Origin of the sequence: Limosilactobacillus sp. (genome assembly GCF_022482365.1) — a bacterium.
Classification (GTDB): Bacteria; Bacillota; Bacilli; order Lactobacillales; family Lactobacillaceae; genus Limosilactobacillus.
Map to the genome: position 1 here is coordinate 1,581,895 of NZ_JAKVPE010000001.1, position 22,368 is coordinate 1,604,262.

Annotated in this window: 21 protein-coding genes; 16 read left to right on the top strand and 5 right to left on the bottom strand. The window is 53.8% G+C overall.

All coding sequences use genetic code 11. From position 1 onward, the window contains the following. Positions 1 to 172: 172 nt before the first annotated feature. Positions 173 to 1,303: an IS30 family transposase gene (locus LKE23_RS07415; protein WP_291976173.1), complete on the top strand. Its 1,131-nt coding sequence runs from the start codon at positions 173 to 175 to the stop codon at positions 1,301 to 1,303. A 100-nt stretch (positions 1,304 to 1,403) separates the two neighbouring features. Continuing rightward, positions 1,404 to 2,762 (top strand): glutamate--cysteine ligase, encoded by a 1,359-nt coding sequence (locus tag LKE23_RS07420; RefSeq protein WP_291976726.1) that lies wholly within the window; start codon positions 1,404 to 1,406, stop codon positions 2,760 to 2,762. A 58-nt stretch (positions 2,763 to 2,820) separates the two neighbouring features. Here the strand turns inward: LKE23_RS07420 and LKE23_RS07425 are convergent, their stop codons facing one another. Next, positions 2,821 to 3,546 (bottom strand): gamma-glutamyl-gamma-aminobutyrate hydrolase family protein, encoded by a 726-nt coding sequence (locus LKE23_RS07425; protein ID WP_291976727.1) that lies wholly within the window; start codon positions 3,544 to 3,546, stop codon positions 2,821 to 2,823. 152 nt (positions 3,547 to 3,698) lie between these two features. Here LKE23_RS07425 and LKE23_RS07430 point away from each other — a divergent pair, with 152 nt between their 5' ends. The 5 genes from LKE23_RS07430 (at position 3,699) to LKE23_RS07450 (ending at position 7,842) form a co-directional block, all read left to right on the top strand. Beyond that, entirely contained in the window at positions 3,699 to 4,166 is a 468-nt protein-coding gene (locus LKE23_RS07430; protein WP_291976728.1) for an Lreu_0056 family protein, read from the top strand. Between the two features lie 55 nt (positions 4,167 to 4,221). Continuing rightward, complete coding sequence (locus LKE23_RS07435; protein ID WP_291976729.1) at positions 4,222 to 5,088, top strand: aldo/keto reductase; 867 nt, start codon at positions 4,222 to 4,224, stop codon at positions 5,086 to 5,088. Positions 5,089 to 5,207: 119 nt separating this feature from the next. Then, positions 5,208 to 5,537 (top strand): carboxymuconolactone decarboxylase family protein, encoded by a 330-nt coding sequence (locus LKE23_RS07440; protein ID WP_291976730.1) that lies wholly within the window; start codon positions 5,208 to 5,210, stop codon positions 5,535 to 5,537. 2 nt (positions 5,538 to 5,539) lie between these two features. Further along, positions 5,540 to 5,923 (top strand): carboxymuconolactone decarboxylase family protein, encoded by a 384-nt coding sequence (locus tag LKE23_RS07445; protein WP_291976731.1) that lies wholly within the window; start codon positions 5,540 to 5,542, stop codon positions 5,921 to 5,923. 137 nt (positions 5,924 to 6,060) lie between these two features. Next, positions 6,061 to 7,842, top strand: a complete 1,782-nt coding sequence (locus tag LKE23_RS07450; protein ID WP_291976732.1) for a glycerophosphodiester phosphodiesterase — start codon at positions 6,061 to 6,063, stop codon at positions 7,840 to 7,842. A gap of 99 nt (positions 7,843 to 7,941) precedes the next feature. On the opposite strand, the gene LKE23_RS07455 is transcribed toward LKE23_RS07450, so the two are convergent. Next, entirely contained in the window at positions 7,942 to 8,916 is a 975-nt protein-coding gene (locus tag LKE23_RS07455; RefSeq protein ID WP_291976733.1) for a GMP reductase, read from the bottom strand. Between the two features lie 198 nt (positions 8,917 to 9,114). Between LKE23_RS07455 and LKE23_RS07460 the strand changes: the two genes are divergently transcribed. The 3 genes from LKE23_RS07460 (at position 9,115) to pyrR (ending at position 11,987) form a co-directional block, all read left to right on the top strand. Continuing rightward, the gene (locus LKE23_RS07460) at positions 9,115 to 10,404 is read left to right on the top strand and encodes an adenylosuccinate synthase (protein ID WP_291976734.1); all 1,290 of its coding nucleotides are present in this window, start codon (positions 9,115 to 9,117) and stop codon (positions 10,402 to 10,404) included. Positions 10,405 to 10,498: 94 nt separating this feature from the next. Further along, positions 10,499 to 11,293: a hypothetical protein gene (locus tag LKE23_RS07465; protein ID WP_291976735.1), complete on the top strand. Its 795-nt coding sequence runs from the start codon at positions 10,499 to 10,501 to the stop codon at positions 11,291 to 11,293. 157 nt (positions 11,294 to 11,450) lie between these two features. Further along, positions 11,451 to 11,987, top strand: a complete 537-nt coding sequence (pyrR, locus tag LKE23_RS07470; protein WP_291976737.1) for a bifunctional pyr operon transcriptional regulator/uracil phosphoribosyltransferase PyrR — start codon at positions 11,451 to 11,453, stop codon at positions 11,985 to 11,987. A 159-nt stretch (positions 11,988 to 12,146) separates the two neighbouring features. Here pyrR and LKE23_RS07475 read toward each other — a convergent pair whose 3' ends face one another. Then, entirely contained in the window at positions 12,147 to 12,551 is a 405-nt protein-coding gene (locus tag LKE23_RS07475) for a hypothetical protein (protein ID WP_291976738.1), read from the bottom strand. Between the two features lie 133 nt (positions 12,552 to 12,684). On the opposite strand from LKE23_RS07475, the gene LKE23_RS07480 reads away from it, so the two are divergent. Genes LKE23_RS07480 through LKE23_RS07490 form a run of 3 tightly spaced genes read left to right on the top strand, consistent with a single transcriptional unit; the run spans position 12,685 to position 17,474 of the window. Beyond that, complete coding sequence (locus tag LKE23_RS07480; RefSeq protein ID WP_291976739.1) at positions 12,685 to 14,229, top strand: glycosyltransferase; 1,545 nt, start codon at positions 12,685 to 12,687, stop codon at positions 14,227 to 14,229. Then, positions 14,229 to 15,731: an accessory Sec system glycosyltransferase Asp1 gene (gene asp1, locus LKE23_RS07485; RefSeq protein ID WP_291976740.1), complete on the top strand. Its 1,503-nt coding sequence runs from the start codon at positions 14,229 to 14,231 to the stop codon at positions 15,729 to 15,731. The genes LKE23_RS07480 and asp1 overlap by 1 nt, the downstream gene beginning before the upstream one ends. A 60-nt stretch (positions 15,732 to 15,791) precedes the next feature. Next, entirely contained in the window at positions 15,792 to 17,474 is a 1,683-nt protein-coding gene (locus tag LKE23_RS07490) for an alpha-glucosidase (protein ID WP_291976741.1), read from the top strand. Positions 17,475 to 17,521: 47 nt separating this feature from the next. Here the strand turns inward: LKE23_RS07490 and LKE23_RS07495 are convergent, their stop codons facing one another. Then, positions 17,522 to 17,893, bottom strand: a complete 372-nt coding sequence (locus tag LKE23_RS07495; protein WP_291976743.1) for a HesB/YadR/YfhF family protein — start codon at positions 17,891 to 17,893, stop codon at positions 17,522 to 17,524. A 34-nt stretch (positions 17,894 to 17,927) separates the two neighbouring features. Beyond that, positions 17,928 to 19,331, bottom strand: coding sequence for a 23S rRNA (uracil(1939)-C(5))-methyltransferase RlmD (gene rlmD / locus LKE23_RS07500; protein WP_291976744.1), 1,404 nt, complete (start codon positions 19,329 to 19,331; stop codon positions 17,928 to 17,930). 206 nt (positions 19,332 to 19,537) lie between these two features. Here rlmD and LKE23_RS07505 point away from each other — a divergent pair, with 206 nt between their 5' ends. From LKE23_RS07505 to LKE23_RS07515, 3 genes are read left to right on the top strand one after another with little or no spacing between them, the layout of a single operon-like run. After that, the gene (locus LKE23_RS07505) at positions 19,538 to 20,140 is read left to right on the top strand and encodes an NADPH-dependent FMN reductase (protein WP_291976745.1); all 603 of its coding nucleotides are present in this window, start codon (positions 19,538 to 19,540) and stop codon (positions 20,138 to 20,140) included. Continuing rightward, on the top strand, positions 20,140 to 21,384 hold the full coding sequence (locus LKE23_RS07510) for an NAD(P)H-dependent oxidoreductase (protein ID WP_366512173.1): 1,245 nt from the start codon (positions 20,140 to 20,142) through the stop codon (positions 21,382 to 21,384). The genes LKE23_RS07505 and LKE23_RS07510 overlap by 1 nt, the downstream gene beginning before the upstream one ends. 5 nt (positions 21,385 to 21,389) lie before the next feature. Beyond that, on the top strand, positions 21,390 to 22,319 hold the full coding sequence (locus LKE23_RS07515) for an FAD:protein FMN transferase (protein WP_434737593.1): 930 nt from the start codon (positions 21,390 to 21,392) through the stop codon (positions 22,317 to 22,319). Positions 22,320 to 22,368: the final 49 nt, after the last annotated feature.

The following is a 22,368-nucleotide window of genomic DNA, read 5'->3' on the forward strand; positions in this document are numbered from 1 at the left end:
TACCGTAACTGGTAGCGCGTTTTTTATTTTGCTTTCTTTCTTGTATATTTTGGATCGGTAGATTATAGAATGAAGTTAGCCACCCAGTTGGTGGTAAATAAAAAACGCCATTCGGCGTGACATCAGGTATCATATTAAGTGAACCAAACCTATATGAAAGGATGTCCGTCAAATGACGCACTTAAATGATACCATGTCTACTATTTTATTGACTACTCATAAAAAGAATGCTCATCTTACTAAAGAAGAACGTGTGATGATTGCGACTTTAAAGTCGCAAGGACTTTCCAATCGCGCAATTGGTCGCCAATTAGGAGTTAATCATCAAACAATTAATAACGAGCTCAACCGTGGTACGGTCCGCCAACTTCGTCGTCAAAAATCTAATGGTAAGATTTACGAATATTCTTACTACATCTATAGTTATGAAGCTGGTCAGGCCACATATCTTGAACATCACCGCCATTCTGGTCGTCGTCGCTTATATTATTCTTCAAAGCAATTTTTACGATTAGCTGATCAGCTAATGCTTGGTGAGTTTGACGACCACCATTACTCCCCACAAGCGGTTATTTATAAGGCTCGAGATTTAATGAATGATGGCACCCTGATCCCAAAGTCGGTTGTAACTTTATATCAATGGATTAATGAGGGTGTGCTTCGTACGTCCAATTTAGACCTCTTTGAAAAACCTAAACGTAAGCATCATCAAACTCATCCGCAAGCTAAAAGGTGCTTAGGGCCTAATATTGCTCAACGACCTCAAACTGCGGACCAACGGTCCGAAATTGGCCATTGGGAACTGGATACAGTTCAGGGACAGAAAAACGGTAATGACAGTGTTGTACTAGTAATGACTGATCGCCTTTCACGAGTTAATATCACGAGTAAAATTGCTGGTAAAACTGCGCATGCAGTAAATCAGTTCTTTATAAATTTGCGCCAGAAAATGGGCACAGATGCTTACTATCGCATTTTTAAGACAATAACCTCTGACAACGGTTCAGAATTTAGTGAGTTAACACAAGTTCACGATCATGTTTTCTATGCTGATCCGTATTCCCCTTGGGAACGTGGATCCAATGAGATCAATAACCGGTTTCTCCGCAAGGAGATTACCAAAGGTGAAGCTATAAATAACTATAGTAGTGCTCAGATCATAGCGACTAATGATTGGATGAATCACTATCCACGAGCTATGTTTAATGGACATTCGTCAATGGATATCTATCGTAAGGCCTTCTACCAAGAGATATCACAGCTCCATCAACCAATAATCAATTGGTCAGTATTATTTATTTGAGTCCAGTGGCTAACTTATTCTTGAAATTTAGGGTATATTTTGGATCATCGCGGTATATTACTAGAAATATTAGAAAATTCTAATTAAAGGAGGAAGCAGAATGTTTAGCAGGATTGGTCAATTAATTTTTGATAGTGAAGCAGTTGCCAAGACATCCGATTTTACGATGGGCTTGGAGATTGAAATGCAACGGGTGGATGAAACAGGCCACATTAGCAAGGAACCATATCCTGCTGGTATTGGTGACGAGAAAACGAATCCGTGGCTGACGAATGATTATTTAGAAACAATGTCTGAGATGGTCACCCCATCCGCCGAGCACGCGCTGGATGCAATGCACTACCTCTACGTCATTAACAATACCTTGCGCTCGGCACTGGCGCCGGGTGAGCTGCTGTGGCCACTATCGATGCCGCCAGCGCTGCCAAAAGATAAGACCCAGCTGCAGCTTGCCAAGATGGGACCAAAGAAGGAGGCCTACCTAAAGGAGTGGACCAAACGGCATGGTTACTCGAAAGGTACGCCGTGTGGAGCCCATATTAACCTCAGCATTGACCAGCATGTCATCCAGCTGGTCCTGGAAAACTGTCACGATCAGTATCCAGATGAAACGGCGGTACGCAACCACCTTTATACTGTGCTCGCCCAGGGCTTTGTCCGCTATCGCTGGTTTATTACCTATCTCTTTGGTGCAAGTCCAATCGCCGAGGAAAATTATTTTGAACCTGGACAGGAATTACCGCATCCCATTCGGAGCATTCGCCAAAGCAGCCATGGCTTCGGCACCAAATTTTCTGGGGACTATACTAATGTTCAGCGCTATGTTGACAGAATTGAGGATGGGGTTAAGCAGGGCATCCTGACCTCAGACTATGAATTTCACGACTCGGTGCGCTTTAAGGGAACCCGTAATCTGCCCGAATTGCCCCAAAAGGGAGTTGAGTATTTAGAGCTACGGATGTTGGACCTGGACCCGAGCAGCTCGGTTGGTGTCCGCACGGGAACGCTGCGCTTTATTCGCTTGTTAGCGAGCTATTTCATCATGCATCCGGCGTTAAAGGACGATGATGTGGAAAATGTCTTGGAGACGGCCAATCGAATGAATGAGGAGGTTGCTGAAGAGCTGCCGACTGACACGTGCCGCTACCAGGCCAAGGCACTGGCCGTAATCAAGAGCTTGGAGCGCTACGCTAACCAGATCCAGCTAGGGCCGGAATATTCGGAAATTTTAGAGGATTTGGAAGATCGGATCATCACGCCGTCCACCACGCCAAGTGCCAAGCTGCTTAATTACGTCAAGGATGGATCACTGACCGCTTATGCATTGCGGCGAGCAAAACGCTACCAGGAAGCGGCGCTCGAAACGATCCAGCCCTTCAAAGGCTTTGAAGATGGCAAGACCTATACGGCCGATGAGCTGCGCCAGGAATTGGATGAGATCGGTGGGCGCTTACGGTAAGCTTGATTAAAAGACAGGCCCCTTGCAACTAGCTTAAGAGCTGCAAGGGGCTTGTTAGTTATTTATTTTCTTTTGCTCGCTGGATTAGGTCCGCGAAGATTGCTTGCGAATACTGATAATGCTTAAACATGTTTTCTGGATGCCACTGAACCGCGAGGACCCAGTCATTGGCAATCGATTCGACCGCTTCAGGAATTTGGTCGTCGGCCGTGGCGGTAACTTGAAGACTCGGTGCAATCTTGTGCAGCGCCTGGTGATGGCGAGAATTGACATAAGCCCGCTGACCGATGAGCTTAAAAATCCGGCTATCCGCAGCGACGCTAACGTGGTGGGACGGCAAATTACCCGGGGCATCCTGGGAGTGCTTCAAAGTAGGGTGTGGGTATTCGGACAGATCCTGGTAGACGGAGCCACCCAGCGCAATATTAATCAGCTGCATTCCCCGGCAAATACCCATGAGCGCCTTGCCGGCATCCAACGCTTCCTTGACGAGGGCGATTTCAAAGAGGTCCCGTTTTCGATACGTCATTCCCAGCTTGAGGTGAGGCTCTTCATTGAAGAATGTCGGATCAACGTCTGCCCCACCCGCAAAGATGACTCCATCAAAAAGGGGGAGGTAGTTGACAGCCAGCTGGGGATCGACGCTCGGTAAAATGATTGGCAAGCCACCAGACTTCACGACGGCTTCAATCAATGGGCGTGGGGCAAAGGCGGCGTTCCGCTCGTTAATGATGTTGGTTGCCTCTGTAAGGGTATCAGCAGGAATTGCAATTCGTGGACGCATATGGAACCTCCTTATTGTTGTGTTGCTAATAAAATAGCATAAAGCGAAGCGAAAGTCATGACCATTGTGGTTATTCCTAGTTAATTGTACAATTAATGCGATCGAGTTTTTCTCGGCTTAAAACTATTGGGAAACTTTGATTGGAGAAAACGATGAAAAGAAGAACTATCCCCCTTATTGTCCTGGTGGCGCTGGTAATTGGCGTTAGCGGCCCGTTAAACTGGACCAGTACAAACTGGCAAGAAGGGAGCGTTCAGGCTAGCAGCCAGGTTGCCCAATTGACGGACCAACAAATTGCCGTTTTGGTGGGCCTGGCCATTTATCCAGACTGGGTTAACCAGGCGACGCGGTCCGGCCAGTTGATCTATGGTTACGTTCAGCCGGCCGATAAAGTGCCCGCTGGCGTCCAGGGATACAGCTACCTGGTGGAAGACGCCGGTCCCCAGTTCTTCTTTAAGGTTCGAGCCAATCGCACGGTGACGGTGAAGTATGCCAGCAATGGGGCGGCACGGCTCAAAAAGAAAAAGTTCACGGTCCACCAATTGATCAGGAAAAACTATCGCACCGCTCGCCAGCAAAAGCGAGTTAATCAGGATGTCAGCCGGTTGCGGACGGAATGATGGAGCTGCTTACTATTAAGCAGTATAATTAGGAGTATAAAAAGGGGCGATTACAATGGTTGAATTAAAAAATATTAACTCACTTTATCACTTAAACAACGGGGTCACGATCCCCTGCGTCGGTTATGGGACTTTCCGCACCCCCGCTGACGTGGCCGAGCAGGCGGTTGCCGACGCAATCGAGGTCGGTTACCGATTGATCGATACGGCGGCCGTTTACGGCAACGAAGAAGCGGTCGGCCGGGGGATCAAGGATTCCGGCATTAACCGGCACCGGCTCTTCGTCACCAGCAAGCTCTGGAATACCGAGCGGGGTTATGCGACCACGAAGAAGGCCCTGGACGAGACGCTGCGTAAGCTCCAGATGGACTACCTCGATCTCTACCTGATCCACTGGCCGGCCAACCAGAAGCAGTTCGGTGACCGGGCTGCTGAGATCAATGCCGAAACCTGGCGGGCAATGGAAGACGCCTACCACGAGGGTAAGGTGCGGGCAATTGGGTTGAGCAACTTCATGCCCCACCACGTCATTGACCTGATGGAGACGGCCAAGGTTGCGCCGGCGGTTGACCAGATCGAGATTCACCCCGGCTGGCCGCACACCCAGGAGATTAAGTATCTCCAGGCACACAACATCCTGGTTGAGGCTTGGGGCCCGCTCGGTGGCCAGGGGGCCAAGGTCCTGACCAACCCGACGATGCTGAAGCTGGCGGAGAAGTACGATAAGACACCGGCCCAGATCAGTCTGCGCTGGATCATCCAGCAGGGAGTTCTCCCGCTGCCAAAGTCGGTTCACCCGGAGCGGATGGTGCAGAACACCCAACTCTTTGACTTTGAGTTGAGCGATGAGGACATGCAGACGATCAGCCAGCTGCCAAACCTGGGCGGGCAGTGTGCCGATCCAGATACGGTGGAATTCTAAATTAAGTGAAGAAGGGACGGGAAGCGACACAGATTCTCGTCTCTTTTTTACTAAGCGCATATATTTGTATAATTATGAAGCTGATGTTAGACTGGAAGCGTTATCAGGAGGTGTTGATTATGGGAGAGCCGAATACGGCATTTGTTGATTTTAAGGCGACCCTTGTGGACGTTCAGGCGGCCCGGCAAAAATTTCAAAAAGAATTTGGCACTGCTCAGCCTGAGGCACAGAACAAGAAGCTGGCAGCGCTGATGCGGGTAGCGATCGCGGTTCACGAGCGCAGCGACGAATATATTGCCTGGGAAGTTAAGCAGGCAATAGACGCTGGGGTAACCCGTGACGAGGTTAAGGATGCAGTCGGAACCGCCCTGGAGATGAGCGGTGGTCCGGCATTTGAATACGGGATGCACGCCCTGCATGCTTTTGATACGTTTACGAAGGGGGACTAATAATGGCTAAAAAAGATTATGCCAAGGAATTGATGGGCTACTTAGACGACAACGATAAGTACAAGGAAGAAATTCCTGGTCCCGGCAAGGGCTTCGACGTGATGTACTGGGCGATCAACAACACCGGTGCCTGTTCTTCCAAGGAAAAGGAATTGATGGCCCTGGCAATCGCCATCACGATGCGGTGCGAAGGCTGCATGGTTCAGCACACGGCCGGGTGCCTGATGGCTGGTGCTTCCCGTGAGGAGATTAAGGATGCTATCAGCGTGGCCACTGAAATGAGCGGCGGCCCATCCTTTGTCTTCGGTGCCCAGGTTCTGGACATCGTGGATCAGTTGCTGGCCAACGATCAGTTCCAACAAATGATGAAGCAAAAGCAGGGCTAAGACAGCTCGGCTCCAAAAAGACAGCGGCGGTTGAGAAAATTCTCACCGCCCTATTTTTTTGCTTTTAACGGCTGAAATTACCGGTTCGCTCAGTATAATGGTTAGTGAAGCTTAAGTGAAGGAAGAGCGGATTTTTTATGAAGAGTATCTACAATGAAATCCGGGCCGGCAGCCGGGAATTTCTCAAAAATTGGTGGCAATACCTGACCCTCTTCGTCAGCGTTGACCTGGTAATTCAGCTGGTGGTGATCCCCGTCTTTCGGTTCATCACCACCTTTGTCCTCCAGGAAGGGGAGATTCCCTTTGTCTCCTATCAAAACGTGGTGACGATTGTCAGCGAGCATCCGCTGGTGGTGGTTTGTCTGCTCCTGGAATTGCTGGCCCTGCTGCTGGTGATTTACTGGCAGTTCGCGATCGTTCTCCTGGGGGTTCGCGACATTCGCCAAGGAAAAGGCGGGGTGCGCCAGCTGTTGCTGGAAAGTGGTCGGTCCCTGCGTCAGCTGCGCTTTGCCTCGCTGGCGATTCTTCTAGGCTACTTTGTCCTGGTGATTCCCTTTGCCGATCTGGTCTTTCGGACGCCACTCCTATCCAAGGTCCAGATCCCGGCCTTTATCCTCGACTACATGACGCGCAGCAGTCTCCTGCTGACGATCCTGATCGTCTTCTACACCGTGATGCTTGTCCTGGGCGTTCGGTTTCTCCTGGCCCTGCCGCTGATGGTGTACCGGGAGCAGCGTCCTAAATTGGCCCTGCCGAATAGCTGGCGCCTGACCCGTGGCGGCCGGTGGTGGCCGTTATTGCTGCGCTTGATCATTATCGGCCTGTTGTCCGGTGCCGTGATGGTGGTCAGCTACGGCGTAATGGTCGGTTTTCAGCTGATTTTGGACATGCTTCCTGGCAAATTAGCCCTGGCAAGTGCGATCCTCAACCTTTCGCTGGTCCAATTGCTCAGTGAATTTTTCTCGGTTTGGACCGGGGTCCTGGCAATTGGCATCCTAACTCGTCCGGTGGCAACCTTTACCAGCCAGCCGGGGCCAGGGCGTGTTTCACGTGGAACCAAACGGGCACTGGTGATTGCCGTCAGCCTAGTCAGCCTGGTGACCCTGTTCAATAACGGCCTCTACCTGACGGAGGAGCTGCGCCGGCCGGTCACCATTTCGCACCGCGGGGTGGCCGAGGAAAACGGGGTCCAAAACACGATCCCGGCGCTGAAAAAGACGCACCAACTGCACCCGGATTACGTTGAGATGGACGTCCACGAGACCAAGGACCACCAGTTTGTCGTGATGCACGACGAAAATCTCAAGGAGCTGGCGGGAGTCAACAAGGCACCCTACCAGCTGACCTTAAAGCAGCTGACTCACTTGACGGCCCACGAAAATGGCTACCGGGCCAAGATTGCCAGCTTTGATGACTATTTGCGGACCGCAGACCGGCTCCACCAGAAGCTCCTGATCGAGGTCAAAACCACCCCGCACGATTCCTCAGGGATGCTAAAAAACTTTGACCGGCGCTACGGGACCACCATCCTGCGGCACCACGATCAGGTCCAGTCCCTGGATTACAGTGTGGTAAAGGGCTTGAAGAAACTGGACCCGCAATTAACCGTGCTCTATATCCAGCCCTACAACTTTACCTACCCGAACACCGCAGCGGATGGCTACTCGATGGAGTATTCGACCCTGACCCACGACTTCATCAACCTGGCGCACCTCCAGCACAAGCAGGTGGCGGCCTGGACCGTCAACGACACGGACGTGATGCAGCAGATGATGTACAACCACGTTGACGGCATCATCACCGACAACCTGGCGGACCTCAATGATGCCATCAAGACCTACGAAAGCCGCCAGTCCTATGCCCAGCGGATCCTGAACTACATTATGGTGATCCCATCCAATCAGGAATTTGAACCGTAAGTCTAATTATCGTTGGAAGGTCACCGATTTCTTGAATAATATAAAAACACCCGTTGCAGCAGAAACGTTGCAACGGGTGTTGAATTTTGAAGTTAAATTTTAGTAGTCCCCATTCAAAATGGAGTTCTTGACGATCACGTAGTCAACCTTGCGAATTGACTCGAGGTCACGACCACCGGCGTAGGAGATCGATGACTGGAGGTCTTCCTGCATTTCCCGCAGCGTGTCCTTGATGGAGCCGCGGAACGGAACCAGCATTTGCTTCCCCTCGACGTTGCGGTAGGCGCCCTTTTGGACTTCGGAGGCCGAGCCCCAGTACTGCTTGTAGCGCTTGCCGTCAATCGTGATGATGTGGCCTGGCGACTCGAGGTGCCCGGCCAGCATGGAGCCGATCATGACCATTGAGGCCCCGAAACGCACCGACTTGGCGATGTCGCCGTTGTGACGGATCCCCCCGTCGGCGATGATTGGCTTCCGGGCCGCCTTGGCGCAGAGCCGGATGGCGGCCAGCTGCCAGCCCCCGGTCCCAAAGCCGGTCTTCAGCTTGGTGATGCAGGCCTTGCCGGGGCCCACGCCGACCTTGGTAGCATCGGCGCCGGCGTTTTCCAGGTCCCGGACCGCTTCCGGCGTGGCAACGTTGCCGGCCGTGACGAAACTGTTGGGGAGATTCTTCTTGATGTACTGGATCATCTTGATGACAAAATCCGAATGACCGTGGGCGACATCAATCGTGATGTATTCTGGTTCCAAATGTTCGGCTTTTAGCTGGTCGATGAAGTCGTATTCGGCGTCCTTGATCCCCACGGAGATGGAGGCAAAGAGCTTCCGGTCGTGCATCCGCTTCACGAAGCCGGCCCGATCTGCGGGTTGGAAACGGTGCATGACATAGTAGTAGCCGTTTTGGGCCAGCCAGCCGGCCAGGTCCTCATTGATTACACTTTCCATGTTGGCCGGGACGACCGGGATCTTGAAGGTCCGGGGACCAAACTTAACGCTGGTGTCGGCATCGCGCCGGCTCTTAATGATGCACTTGTTTGGGACAAGCTGAATATCATCATAATCGAACGTTTGCACAAGAATTGCTCCTTTTTATTATAAAATTACCAGATGCTATTATGCGCTTTCTGCCCGCAATCGTCAATAAAAAGGTCGTACTATTTGAAAAATGGGCCAAAAAATCGTTCGGAAAGCTATTGACGGCGGAACCCTTTTTCGGTAGGATAGGGAAGTAAAAACGTCTTTTACGAAAATAAACGATGAGGTGAAAAGATAATGTCATCAGTTGTTATTGTTGGTAGTCAATGGGGCGACGAAGGAAAGGGGAAAATGACCGATTACCTGAGTCAAGACGCGGACGTCGTTGTTCGTTCCCAAGGTGGGAACAACGCCGGCCACACGATTGCTTTTGATGGTAAGAAGTTTGCCCTGCGCCTGGTCCCATCTGGGATTTTCGGCAAGGACAAGCTGGCCGTAATTGGTAACGGCGTTGTAATCAACCCACCGGCACTGCTGAAGGAACTGCACTACCTTCAGGACAACGGTATCGACATTTCCGGTCTGCGGATCTCCAGCCGTTCCCACATTACCTTCCCTTACCACATCCTGCTCGACAAGTGCCAGGAAGAGGCCAAGGGTGACCACAAGGTTGGAACTACCAAGAACGGGATCGGTCCAACTTACATGGACAAGGTTTCCCGGGTCGGCATTCGGATGTGCGACCTCTTGGAAAAGGATACCTTCAAGATTAAGCTGGAACGGAACCTGGCGGAGAAGAACGAACTCTTCACCAAGCTCTACCACGTTGACCCAATCAACTTCGACGACATTTTCGAAAGCTACTATGAATATGGTCAGGAACTGAAGAAGTACGTGACCGACACTTCCCGGATCGTCAACGACGCCTTAGACCAGGGCAAGAAGGTCCTCTTCGAAGGGGCTCAGGGTGTCATGCTGGACGTTGACCACGGGACCTACCCATACGTCACTGCTTCGAACCCAATCGCCGGGGGTGTCTGCACCGGTGTCGGCGTTGGTCCGAACAAGATCAACACGGTTGTCGGCATCTGCAAGGCCTACTCCACCCGGGTTGGTGCTGGTCCATTCCCAACCGAACTGACCGACGAGATTGGTGACCGGATTCGGGAAACTGGCCACGAATACGGGACGGTTACCGGACGGCCACGCCGGGTTGGCTGGTTCGACAGCGTTGCCATGAGGCATGCACGCCGGGTTTCCGGCCTTTCCTGCCTCAGCCTGAACCTGTTGGACGTGCTGACCGGTTTGAAGACCGTCAAGATCTGCACCTCCTACAAGCTCGACGGCAAGCAGATTGACTACTACCCAGCCAGCCTGAAGGAACTGGATCGCTGCGAACCAGTTTACGAAGAGCTGCCGGGCTGGGACGAAGACATCACCGGTGTAAAGAAGTTTGAAGACCTGCCGATCAACGCGCAGAACTATCTGAAGCGGGTCAGCGAACTGTCCGACACGCCGCTGGCAACCGTTTCCGTTGGTGCTGACCGGATCCAGACGATCATCATCAAGAACCCGTGGGAACTGTAAAATAGCTGAATAATAAAAGCGGATCACGTCAAGTGGTCCGCTTTTGCTATCCGGGGTGGTACAATTAAAGAAAAGATAATTGGAGTGGGACATAATGGCAGCATTGACGATCACGACTGTCCGCCAGTACCTTGACTGGCCATTGGGGCAGACCATTAACCAGGAAGACTTAAAGCAGCAGCTCGGCGTTCACGCCACCGCCAGCGACGGGACAGACCTGACCAGTCAGGTTGTATTTAACCTGACCCAGGTCAACATTAACCAAGAAGGGGAGTACCCGGTCCTAGTCAGCGTGATGGACGCGACCGGCCAGACCGCCCAGGAGAGCGTGACTTTAAACGTCCGGCCAATGCGCAATCAAGCTAACCAGCAGACGACAACGACCCCGGCCGCCCCGGTGCAGCGCAAGCACCGTGGCTGGTTGTGGAGCCTGCTGGCAGTCGTCGTGGTTCTCTGCGTCATTTGGGCCCTGGTCAGCCACCACAATCAGCAGGCCGAGCAGGCGGCCAACAACAGCCAGCAGAGCAGCCAGATCGAGAAGAATTCCAGCAGTATCGACAAGCTCAGCGGCGATAACCAAAAGCTGGCCAACCAGGTGGCGGAGCTGAAAGGCGCGGCCAAGCAGTACCAAAAGGATCAGGATCAGGCGGCCCTCAACCAGCGGCTGAACCAGATTGAAAACAAGAACCAGCAGCTGGCCAACCAGACCAGCAGCTCGACCACCCAGAACCAGCTCAATCAGGTCAACAACACGATTGAACAGGTACGGCAGGATCCGGACAACGGGACGCAGATTGTCAACGAATTGAGGCACCAGGACGGCTTCAAGGAGATCTGGGCCAACATTACCAGCATGGTTCAAAATTGGATGGACAAGTTTGCGGAATAACAGAATTGACAGGGTTGCCGTGGCACCTTAAAATAGTCTTAATTACCTTTAAAATGGTCCTGCGAGGTCATGAAGGCACGGCAGAAAGTTGCGCTCTTCTTTTGGTGTTCGACCGGGAGAAGGGCTTTTTGATTAAAGAAAGAAGGAGTTGGCGAAGATGGCACACGAAGTTGTTGATGGATCAAGCATGCAGCGGGCTCTGACCCGAATCACCTACGAAATTATCGAGCAGAACAAAGGGGTTGAAAACCTGGTCTTTGTTGGGATCAAGACCCGCGGTGTCTACCTGGCCAAACGTTTGGCCAAGCGGCTCAACCAGCTTGAAAACGTTGATGTGCCGGTGGCGGCGCTGGACGTCTCCCTCTACCGGGATGACCGCCACGTTCCTGACCATCACCGGGAACCGACCGTTAAGACCGATCAGCTTGACGTGGACATCACCGACAAGCACGTGATCTTAGTCGATGACGTGCTTTTCACCGGTCGGACGGTGCGGGCCGCCTTAGATGCCTTGATGGACATGGGTCGGCCAAAGCGAATTTCCCTGGCCGTCCTGGTTGACCGGGGTCACCGGGAATTGCCAATTCGGCCGGACTTCGTGGGCAAGAACATCCCAACGGCCATGAACGAGACGGTGCACGTGGCGGTTGAGGAATACGATGGCCACGAAGACGTAACAATTGAACATGCTTAAATAAAGTGAGTGGGAAATAATCATCAAGTGGGGCGTATGGCTAGCCTAGGACGGGAGTCGGCGCTGAAGGCGTCGGCTTTCGTCCGTAGCTAGACACTAGCCCCACGGTTATTTTCCACGTTATTAAAAAAGTGATCGAGAATTTCTCGATCACTTTTTTCATTTTTCCCGCCAATAACGGGTCCTAGTCAGCAGTTCACGGGAACGCTGGTCGGCCGGGCGGTAACCTCGGTTAAAGAGGTGCTTGAAGTACATCATGTTGTAGAAAAAGCCAAAGAAAATTGACGGCCACGGGAACTGGATCATCCAGGTCCAACCGAAGAAAAGGGCCACGAGGGCGTAGTCCATGTCGAGGACGATCATCAAGATGAAGTTGTAGTAGTCCCCACGGAAGAGTGCCGGTAGGGGACCAAACCAAAGGGTCGTCCAGGAAAAGCCGACTTTGGCGATTCGGATGTCCCCCTGATCATTGACGATCTTCGCGTAGTTTGGTGGGAGGGGGAGATTATTTAGGTTAAACGGGTTTTGGTCATTATCATTATTGTTGCCAAATGGGTTTTGCATATCTCTTCCACTTCTTTCCTATTAGACTTTAATCATAACACAAACGGACGTTTTCTCCTACAATATCGGGTGTCGTCAGTATTGGTAAAATATGGTAAACTCAACTTGTGAAACAAGAAAAGGGGATCGACAAATGCTATTCTTTCTAAATGACGGCATTCAAGAAAACAAGTCCGGAATTGAACACACGCAGATACAGCGTTTGAACCTGTTCAATCACTTTAAGCAACCGGCGATGATCGTCACTCGGCAGTATTCCAACGAATTGCACCAAGTAACGAAGCACGCTGGAATTGCCGATGAAGACTTCGTCAACTTATTTGACTACTTCCAGAATGCCCGGATCGTTAAGCCAAAGGACGTGACTATCAAGGACGTCCAGATCGATGCGGACTGGCAGCGCAAGAGTGACGGCAATAACTACGTCTACACGCGCAACGGCCACCAGATTTTGTACGTTCGGCGGCGCAATGATGCTAAAAAGCACATTATTAACCTGCAGTACTTTGACCACTTTGGCAAGCTGCTCAACGTAAAGTGGTATGACATCCGTGGTTTTATTTCCGTGGAACAAGTTTACGACTGGCAAGGCAACATTGCCACCGAAAACTACTTCCAGCCGAATGGTAAGCTGGCCCTTCAGCTGGCCCACTTGAAGGATAAGCGGGGACAAGAGGTCAAGACCTACCACCTGTTTGACTACCACGGTCAGGATTACCAATTCACGGGTCTGGACGAATTATCAGCCTTCTTCTTAGACCAGCTGGTCACCGACAAAGAAATCTGCGGTGACGGGCCGGTCGGGATCATCGTCGACCGGGTCTACGAGAACGGTTGGTCCGTCCTCCACATGAAGAATCGGGTGGCCCGCTACATGCAGCTGCACAACGACCACGTTAACCACAACGAGGACATGCTGCATTCCACTTTGAACTACAACTACGAATGGGGCCTGCGCCACATCAAGGACTGGGACGGGGTCATTGCCCTGACGCCGCAGCAGCAGGATGACGTTCGGGATCGGTTCGGCAAGTACGGCACCCCAATTTTCCGGGTACCGAGCGCGATTGTTTCCAACGAAACCATCAATGCCGAGCACGTGCCGTTTGAAAAGCGGAAGCTCCACCACGTTGTAACGGTGGCGCGGCTCTCACCAGAAAAGCAGCAGGAGCACATCATCGCGGCCTGGCCACAAATCCTGAAGGCCGTTCCTGACGCCACCCTGGATCTGTGGGGATACGCCAACGACAACTACGACGAGAAGCTCAAGAAACAGGTAAAGGATCTGGGCCTGGAGAAGTCAGTTCACTTCCGTGGCTACACGACCAACGTTGGTCAGGTTGATGACGAGGCCCAGCTGATGGTCCTGCCGACCCGGGTCGAGGGGCTGTCGATTGCCCTGGTTGAGGCTGGTGCCCACGGGCTGCCGGCCATTGCCAACGACGTTAAGTACGGCCCGAGCGACGTTATCATCGACGGTCAGGACGGCCTGTTGACGCAAAACGGTGACATTGATGGCTTGGCAAAGGCGGTCATCAGCCTGCTGACGGATCAGAAGCGTCTGGCCCAGATGAGTCAAAACGCCTACAAGGACAGCTATCGCTACTCGGAGCCGAGCGTGATGAAGCTCTGGCAGAAGATTATCGATGACATGAACGAAAAGGAGGCCAATAAATAGTGTTTTTCTTTGTCAATCAATACCTACTGAGTAGCAACTCCAGCGTTGAACACGCGGAGATCAAGCGCCTCAAGCTGTTCAAGGCCAACCACACCGCGGCTAAGCTGGTCACCCGGGACTTTGACCCGATTATCCACGCCACCCTGCGACGCTTTGGCCTGGATGACAGCCAGCTGGTCAACATGTTTGACTTCTTTGCCGGAACAATTGACTACCAGGGACAAATGATGCACACGGAAGATCTGCACCTGCCGTTTGACTACCAGGTTGGGACGGGGAACAACTCCCGTGACGTGATGGACGGTCAGCGGCTGGTGGCCCAGGTATTCTTCGTCGGCGGAACAGTCGGCCAGGTCGATCGTGTCGACTGGTATGATCCGGCCGGCAACATGACCTTGCGGGAACGCTATGACCTGCGGGGCTACAAGGCGGTGGATCAATTCTTCGGCCAAAACGGCCAGACCCACTTTGAACGTTACTACCGTCCGGATGGCACCTGCTACATGGAGCGCTACTACGTTCAATCCGTCCAGAACACCCCAATCAACTCGCTGAACGTTTTGCGGGATTACCAGGGGAAGGACTACTACTTCGATACCATTGACGACCTTTACGTCTTCTTCTTAAACGAGCTCAACAAGTCGACCGACGGCACCAACACCTTTATCGCTGATCGGCCGGCCATGGCTATCCAACCGGTCCTGAAGGTTGACGATGCCAGAAGATACTTGTGGCTGCCAATCAACCACGTCAACGACGGTCAGGATCTGTTGAACGGCCCAATGAACGGGATGCTGCAGGATCCGTTCACCACGAACCTGAAGAAGTGGGATGGCATCATCGTGATGACCGAACAGCAGGCACACAACCTGCGGAAGCGGCTTGGCAAGAAGGCCCCGATCTTGGCGATCAACGGGGTTCCGGTCAAGCAGCCACTGAAGCGGATCAATATGAACAAGCGGACGCCTGGCCAGCTGATTTACGTTGGCCGGCTGGGTGAAGACAAGCAGATCAGTCAGCTGATCAGCATCTTCGCTGGCGTTCACCAGCAGACGCCAACGGCTCGGTTGACGCTTTACGGTTACGGGGCACCCGCCGATGTTCAGCGTTACAAGGATCAGGTCAAGCAGGCCGGCTTGGATGATGCGGTGACCTTCGCCGGCTACCAGGTCAATCTGCAGCAGGCTTACGACCAGGCCCAGCTGTTCGTTGACACCAGCCGGATCGACGCCCAGCCACTGGCCATGGGCGAGGCCCTGAGTCACGGGGTTCCGGTGGTTAGCTACAACTACCTTTACGGTCCGGCCGGGATGGTTGAGTCCGGAGTCAACGGGGAATTAATTCCGTTGAACAATCAGGAAAAGTTTATTGCCACCCTGGTTTCCCTGCTGAAGGATCCAAAACAGCTGCAGAGCCTGAGCAACGGGGCTTATGCTCACTTGGACGCCATCAGCAACGAAGCAACCTGGCGGCAATGGGCACCAGTTGTGGAAAATAAATAATGAATTTGAAAATGGGGCACCAGCACGGGAGCCCCATTTTTCGAAAGGACGATTAAAATCATGAAGAATACGCATTGGTGGAAGAACGCGGTTGTCTATCAGATCTATCCAAAGTCGTTTCAGGACAGCAATGGCGATGGGATCGGTGACCTTCGGGGGATCATCAACCGACTGGATTACTTGCAAAAGCTCGGCGTCGACATCGTCTGGCTGAACCCAATCTACGAGTCGCCCCAGGTGGACAACGGCTACGACATCAGCAACTACCAGGCGATCAACCCGACTCTGGGATCGATGGCTGACTTCACCGCACTGTTGGACGGCCTGCACCAGCGGGGGATGAAGCTGGTCATGGACCTGGTCGTCAACCACACCTCCGATCAGCATCCCTGGTTTTTGGAGTCGCGCAAGAGCAAGGACAATCCTTACCGTGACTTTTACATTTGGCGCGATGGTCGGGATGGCCAGGCACCGAATAACTGGGGCTCCTACTTCTCCGGCCCGGCCTGGAAGTATGATTCAAAGACTAACCAGTACTATCTGCACCTCTTTGCGCCCGAGCAGCCGGATTTGAACTGGGAAAATCCGCAAGTTCGCCAGCGTGTTTTTGACATGATGAACTGGTGGGCTGACAAGGGTGTCGACGGCTTCCGGATGGACGTCATCAACTTGATTTCAAAGCCGGCGGGCCTGCCGGATGGGCCGCAGCGCACTGACGAGAAGTATGCCAACGTGGAGGGCTTTGTTCCCAACGGTCCCCGGGTTCACGAATACCTGCGGGAGATGAATCGGCAGGTCATGAGCAAGCACAAGATGGTCACGGTGGGCGAGACGCCCAACGTGACGCCCGCCGATGCGAAGAAGTACGCCGACCTGCACAACCAGGAGCTCAACATGGTGTTCCAGTTTGAGCACATGAACCTCGATGCCAACCCGAACCCGGCCCTCACCAAGTGGAACGACCAGAAGCCCCGCCTGGCCGATCTGCGGGCCAACCTGACCAAGTGGCAGGCGGAATTGGCTGGTCAGGCCTGGAACGCCCTTTACTGGAACAATCACGACCAGCCCCGGGTGGTTTCCCGCTTTGGGGATGACTCGACTGAGGATTACCGGGTCAAGTCGGCCAAGATGCTGGCGACGATGACCCACTTCATGCAGGGGACCCCCTACATTTACGAGGGGGAGGAAATCGGCATGACCAACGCCGGTTTCACCAAGCTTGATGATTATGTCGACCTGGAATCACGCAATGCCTACCGCCAGCTGGTCGAGGAGCAGCACCTGCTTGACGGTCCGACGATGTTGAAGTACCTGGCAATGCACTCACGGGATAATGCCCGGACACCGATGCAGTGGAACGACCAGCGCTACGCCGGCTTTTCCACCCATCAGCCCTGGGAGAAGCTGGCTGGCAACTATCGGCAGATCAACGTGGCCCAGGCCCTGGCCGACCCGAACTCGGTCTTTTACTACTACCAAAAGCTGATCAAGCTCCGCCACGCCCTGCCGGTGATTACCGACGGCCGTTATGCGCTGGTAGCGGGTAATGATTCTGACGAGCAGGTCTTTGCCTATACCCGGCAGGACAAGGAAACTACCCTGCTGGTCATTCTGAACTACACGGCCCAAACCGTCAGTCGTCATTATGCCGTGCCGGACACGGCCAAATTGCTGATCAGCAACTACGCTGACGACCAGGGGGACACAATCCGGCCGTACGAGGCGAAGGTTTACCAATATTAAGATGCAAAAAAACGTTCTGACGCAGGCAATCAGAACGTTTTTGTATTTCATTCCCAATAATCCTCAAACTTGCTCGAGGCACCGGTGACCGCGTCCACATCCTGGGTGCTTGACGGGTCCTGACCCTCGTAGCGGAAGCGGAAGACGATTTTCTGAGCGGCCGGGTCCAGGTCGACCGTGGTCGTCAGGCCGGAGAAGAACCAGCCATCGCTGAAATTGATGTGGTAGTTGACGCCATCTCTTTTCACCGTCAGTGCTGAATTTGTCAGGTCATCTTCCCGGGCAAATCCCTGGTGTGGACCGTGCTGAACGTGGTGGGGCTGGGTCGTCTTGCCGAAGAACCTGACCCCAGCACCTGCTTGGAGATTAAAGTGTTGCCGAAACCACTGGTCGGCGGCAGCGGTGATGATTAGCTGCACGGGTGCTCCCTCCTTTCTAAGTCAAGGCATGACCTTACTTTTGGGCTTCCCGCAGTGAGAGCTTGACGACGGCCTCGCACCGGGCGGTCTGCGGCATCATATCGATCGGTTGGATATAGTCCACGTGGTAGACGCTGGTCAGCCGGCGCAGGTTGCGGGCCAAGGAAGCCATCCCGCAGGAAACGTAGACGAACTTCTTTGGCTTGGCGGCGAGGATTGCCTTGATTAATCCCTCGTCGAGCCCGGCCCGTGGCGGATCGACGACCAACGCGTCAAAGTGCAGGCCATCATGTTCCCACTGGGGCATCAGGTCTTCCGCCTTGCCGACCTCATAGTGAGCGTTGGTAATCCCGTTGCGCTCGGCATTGGCGTTGGCATCGGCGACCGCCTCGGGGATGATTTCCATCCCCCGGACCGTCTTGACCCGGGAGGCCAGGGAAAGCCCAATCGTCCCGATCCCGGCGTAGGCGTCGATCAGGGTGTCGTCGGGCGACAGTTCCAGGGCCGTGGCCGCCTCCTCATAGAGGGTTTCGGTCTGTTCCGGGTTGAGCTGCAAGAAGGAGCGGGCGGACAGGTTAAAGTCCAGGCCCATCAGGCTCTCGGTGATCGTTTCCTTGCCGGCCAGGTGAATCATCTGGTCACCCCAGACCAGCGGGGTATCGCCGGGGTTGACGTTTTGCATGACTGAGACCACCTCGGGCAGCTGATCATGGATGGCCTCCAGGAGCTGGCGCTTGTGGATTAGCTTCGGGGTATTGGTGATGAAGGTCAGCTGGAGTTCTCCAGTGGCCCAGGATTCGCGCACGACCAGGGTCTTGATGATCCCACTGTTGGCCTTTTCGTCATAAACGGGGATTTGGAGCTGTTCAATCAGCTGCACGACGGTCCGGATAACCTTCATGGTGTGGGGCATCTGGACGGCGCACTCTTCCATGTCAACCAGGTCGTGGCTGTCGGGCTTGTAGAGCCCAGCGGCAACGTGGCCGTCAATCATTCGCACTTGGAACTGGGCCTTGTTGCGGTAGCCATACTCGGCCGGTGCCGGAATCGTCGGCCGGACGTCGTAATTGCGATAACCGTAGGGCTGGAACTTGGCCAGGCTATCGATTACCACCTGGCGCTTGAACTTTAATTGTTCCGAGTAGGCCAAATTTTCGAGTTCAAACCCGCCGGCCACGTCGGCATAGGCATCCCGGGGCTGGACCCGGTGCCGGCTGGCCTTGCGAAGACGATGGATCTTAGCCTCCAGGTAGCGGGGCATGACCTTCGTGACCTCGGCAACGACGATCTCGCCGGGCAGGGCGCCGGGGACGAAGCAGACCTTGTGCTTAAAGTAGCCGATCCCGTGACCGTTGACGCCGAGCCGCTTAATGCTCAGCGGGAAGCGGTCGCCAACGCTGACGGCGACGGAAGTAGTTGTTTGACTGTGTTTGTTCATGGTATTTCTCCGTTCTCTTGATGATGTGCCCCTATTTTAGCACAGACCGTTCACCATCCTCATTCTCACAGCTGCTTTTATAACCAAATACTTGCAAAATGCTTAATAAACCAAATATTTACTAATAATCCGTGTTGCTAACCGGCAAAATATAGTAGAATGGACCTGTGAAATGCTGCATAAATAATTGAAGGAAGTGACAGATCTTGAAGATTGCTGCAATTGCCGGTTCCAATGCCAACCATTCCTACAACCGGATGCTGCTGGAATTTATCGCCGACCAGTACCGGGACACGGATGAGGTCGACGTCATTGACATTCGCAAGGTACCGATGTTTAACGAAAACTACAAGGGGAAGGCGCCGGAAATCATCGCCGACCTGGATCAACGGGTCAACGCGGCTGACGCGGTCATTATCGCTAGCCCCGAATACAACCACTCGATCACCTCAGCCCTAAAGAGCGTGGTGGAATGGATGTCATACGAGGTACACCCGCTGGAAAACAAGCCGGTCCTAATCGTGGGTGCATCCACCCATGAGCAGGGCTCGTCCCGTTCCCAGGTTCAGCTCCGGGACATCCTGATTTCACCGGGAGTGAACGCCCAGGTTTACCAGGGAAATGAGTTTTTCATGAGTGACGCGGCCAATGTCATCGATGAGGATGGCAAGATCAACGATGAGATGACGGTCAAGTTCCTCGACAAGTGCATTGACGACTTTAAGGTTTACGCCCGGGCAATCAACAAGATGGTTGCGGACCAGGCAACGGCCGCAGAGGACCAGAAGGAGGCGGCAAAGGACAAATGATGAAGATCTTAGCGTTAGTTGGGACGAATGCCAACTTTTCTTACAACCGTTTACTGCTGAAGTTCATGAAGAAGCACTTCAAGCAGATGGCGGACATCGAGCTCTACGAAATCAGCAAGCTGCCACCGTTTGGGGTTGACGTGCCGCTAGAAGAGCAAACCGAGGTTTGGAAGCTCAAGCAGAAAGTCAAGGCGGCCGACGGGGTGATCTTCTCCACGCCGGAATACGACCACGGCATTCCGGCCGCCCTGAAGAGTGCCGTTGAATGGCTGTCCTACCACACCAAGGTGCTTGACCGCAAGCCAGTGATGGTCGTGGGAGTTTCCTACGGTCGCCAGGCTTCGGCGCGCTCCCAAGTGCAGATGCGCCAGATCCTGATTTCCCCAGACTGCAACACCAACCTGCTCCCCGGCAACGAGGTGCTGATCGGTGGCGCCACCCACGTCTTTTCCGAGGACGGTCGGCTGATCGATCCGGGAATGCGGGACAACCTGGAAAAATGCTTTACCAATTTTATTGAATACATTCAAGTCTTTCAACACGTGGACGAGGAGGAAGTAACGATGCCGATCAAGCAACCAAGTATTAGCGATGCCTATATCAAGTTTCCAACCGGACGGCTGTCCTTAAAGGAGGTCCAGCAGATCTTCAGTACGATTCCGTTCGAGATTGACCTCATCGACAGCTCCGACAACTTCAGCTGGTTCTCGGACAAGCCAAACCGGGAGCACGTTCGGGACGTGGCTTCGCTGAACGAACCGGTAACGGAATGCCACCCACCGAAGGCCGTTCCGGGGGTCATGAGCATCATCAACAGCTTCCGGGATGGCAAGCGCGACGTTGTGACCCGGCCGCTGTGGATGCACGGTCACCGCTCCCTGATCCAATACTACGCCCTGCGTGACGTTGATGGTCACTACCTCGGTACCATCGAATTCACCGGGAACGTGGAATACATCCTCAACCTCTTTGAAAATGGGGCTTGGGACAAGGGTGCCGATGCCACGACCGGTGCTTCTAAGCACGAAGCTTCCGCGGAGACCGCTGCCGCTCCGGTCACCGAAACCGCGGATGCCACGACCGGTGCCTCCGAATCCAGCGACGAGGGTGCCGATGAAACGGCAACTGACCCGGACGTGGCCGCGGATGATGACGCCGACGCCTCCACCGGCGCTTCCGAATCCGGTAGCGTGGACGCCGACGATGAAGCCGCGGACGCCACGACCGGTGCTTCCGAAAACTAAGCACCATGGCTGTGAATGAGCAATTGGCCAGCCAGGTCCATTCGCTGACCCACCACGCTCTGGGGACGCGGATCGTGCTGACGGTCTTTGGGGACCAGTTTTGCGACCTGCTCCAGTCATCGATGGACCTGATCGACGGCTTTGAGGACCGACTGACGGTCAACCGGGACCAGTCGGAGGTGATGGACGTCAACCACGCCGCCGGACAGGGAGCCCGGGTGGTGTCGCCTTCGACCTATGACCTGATTAAAATGGCGGTGCACTACAGCCGGGAGAATTTCGGCTTTAACGCCCTGATCGGCCCCCTGGTGAAGCTTTGGAAGATCGGCTTTCAAGGTGCCAACGTGCCGGCGGACCGGGACATTCAGGAACGCCTGCAGTTAATTGACCCCTTCCAGGTTGAACTCGACGACACCCGTCGGTCCGTTTACCTTAGGCAGGCGGGGATGGAACTGGACCTCGGCGGGATTGCCAAGGGTTACATTGCCGATCAGGTCCGCGCCTTTTGGGAAGCCCATGGGGTGACGGCAGGGATCATCAACCTCGGGGGCAACCTGGTCATGGTTGGTTCCTCTCCCCGGCGTGCGGACGGTCAGTGGAACATTGGCGTCCAGGACCCGCAGCTGCACCGCGGCGAAAACATGGAGATTGTCCGTCAGCCGGCCTGCTCGGCGGTGACGTCGGGCATCTACGAACGGTTCCTAATTAAAGATGGGCACCGCTACCACCACCTGATTGATCCGCGGACGGGTTACCCGCTGAAAACCGACCTCAGCAGCGTGACCGTCTTTACCGACCAGTCGGTGCTGGGGGAGATCGAGGCCAAGCGTCTCTTCTTCAACGGCCGGCCAATTCCCGGCTGGCTGCACCGCCCCGGCAACCGGGCAGCGGTCTTCATTCATAATGACGAACACGTGGAAAACGTGGGAATTTAACGACAAAACGGGGCACTGAATCCATTTGACTGGTTCAGTGCCCCGTTTT

What these genes read in the sequence shown, in the direction of transcription:
- LKE23_RS07415 (WP_291976173.1), top strand. Translation starts at nt 173, where the DNA reads ATGACGCACTTAAATGATACCATGTCTACTATTTTATTGACTACTCAT.
- LKE23_RS07420 (WP_291976726.1), top strand. Translation starts at nt 1,404, where the DNA reads ATGTTTAGCAGGATTGGTCAATTAATTTTTGATAGTGAAGCAGTTGCC.
- LKE23_RS07425 (WP_291976727.1), bottom strand. Translation starts at nt 3,546, where the DNA reads ATGCGTCCACGAATTGCAATTCCTGCTGATACCCTTACAGAGGCAACC.
- LKE23_RS07430 (WP_291976728.1), top strand. Translation starts at nt 3,699, where the DNA reads ATGAAAAGAAGAACTATCCCCCTTATTGTCCTGGTGGCGCTGGTAATT.
- LKE23_RS07435 (WP_291976729.1), top strand. Translation starts at nt 4,222, where the DNA reads ATGGTTGAATTAAAAAATATTAACTCACTTTATCACTTAAACAACGGG.
- LKE23_RS07440 (WP_291976730.1), top strand. Translation starts at nt 5,208, where the DNA reads ATGGGAGAGCCGAATACGGCATTTGTTGATTTTAAGGCGACCCTTGTG.
- LKE23_RS07445 (WP_291976731.1), top strand. Translation starts at nt 5,540, where the DNA reads ATGGCTAAAAAAGATTATGCCAAGGAATTGATGGGCTACTTAGACGAC.
- LKE23_RS07450 (WP_291976732.1), top strand. Translation starts at nt 6,061, where the DNA reads ATGAAGAGTATCTACAATGAAATCCGGGCCGGCAGCCGGGAATTTCTC.
- LKE23_RS07460 (WP_291976734.1), top strand. Translation starts at nt 9,115, where the DNA reads ATGTCATCAGTTGTTATTGTTGGTAGTCAATGGGGCGACGAAGGAAAG.
- LKE23_RS07465 (WP_291976735.1), top strand. Translation starts at nt 10,499, where the DNA reads ATGGCAGCATTGACGATCACGACTGTCCGCCAGTACCTTGACTGGCCA.
- pyrR (WP_291976737.1), top strand. Translation starts at nt 11,451, where the DNA reads ATGGCACACGAAGTTGTTGATGGATCAAGCATGCAGCGGGCTCTGACC.
- LKE23_RS07475 (WP_291976738.1), bottom strand. Translation starts at nt 12,551, where the DNA reads ATGCAAAACCCATTTGGCAACAATAATGATAATGACCAAAACCCGTTT.
- LKE23_RS07480 (WP_291976739.1), top strand. Translation starts at nt 12,685, where the DNA reads ATGCTATTCTTTCTAAATGACGGCATTCAAGAAAACAAGTCCGGAATT.
- LKE23_RS07490 (WP_291976741.1), top strand. Translation starts at nt 15,792, where the DNA reads ATGAAGAATACGCATTGGTGGAAGAACGCGGTTGTCTATCAGATCTAT.
- rlmD (WP_291976744.1), bottom strand. Translation starts at nt 19,331, where the DNA reads ATGAACAAACACAGTCAAACAACTACTTCCGTCGCCGTCAGCGTTGGC.
- LKE23_RS07510 (WP_366512173.1), top strand. Translation starts at nt 20,140, where the DNA reads ATGAAGATCTTAGCGTTAGTTGGGACGAATGCCAACTTTTCTTACAAC.
- LKE23_RS07515 (WP_434737593.1), top strand. Translation starts at nt 21,390, where the DNA reads ATGGCTGTGAATGAGCAATTGGCCAGCCAGGTCCATTCGCTGACCCAC.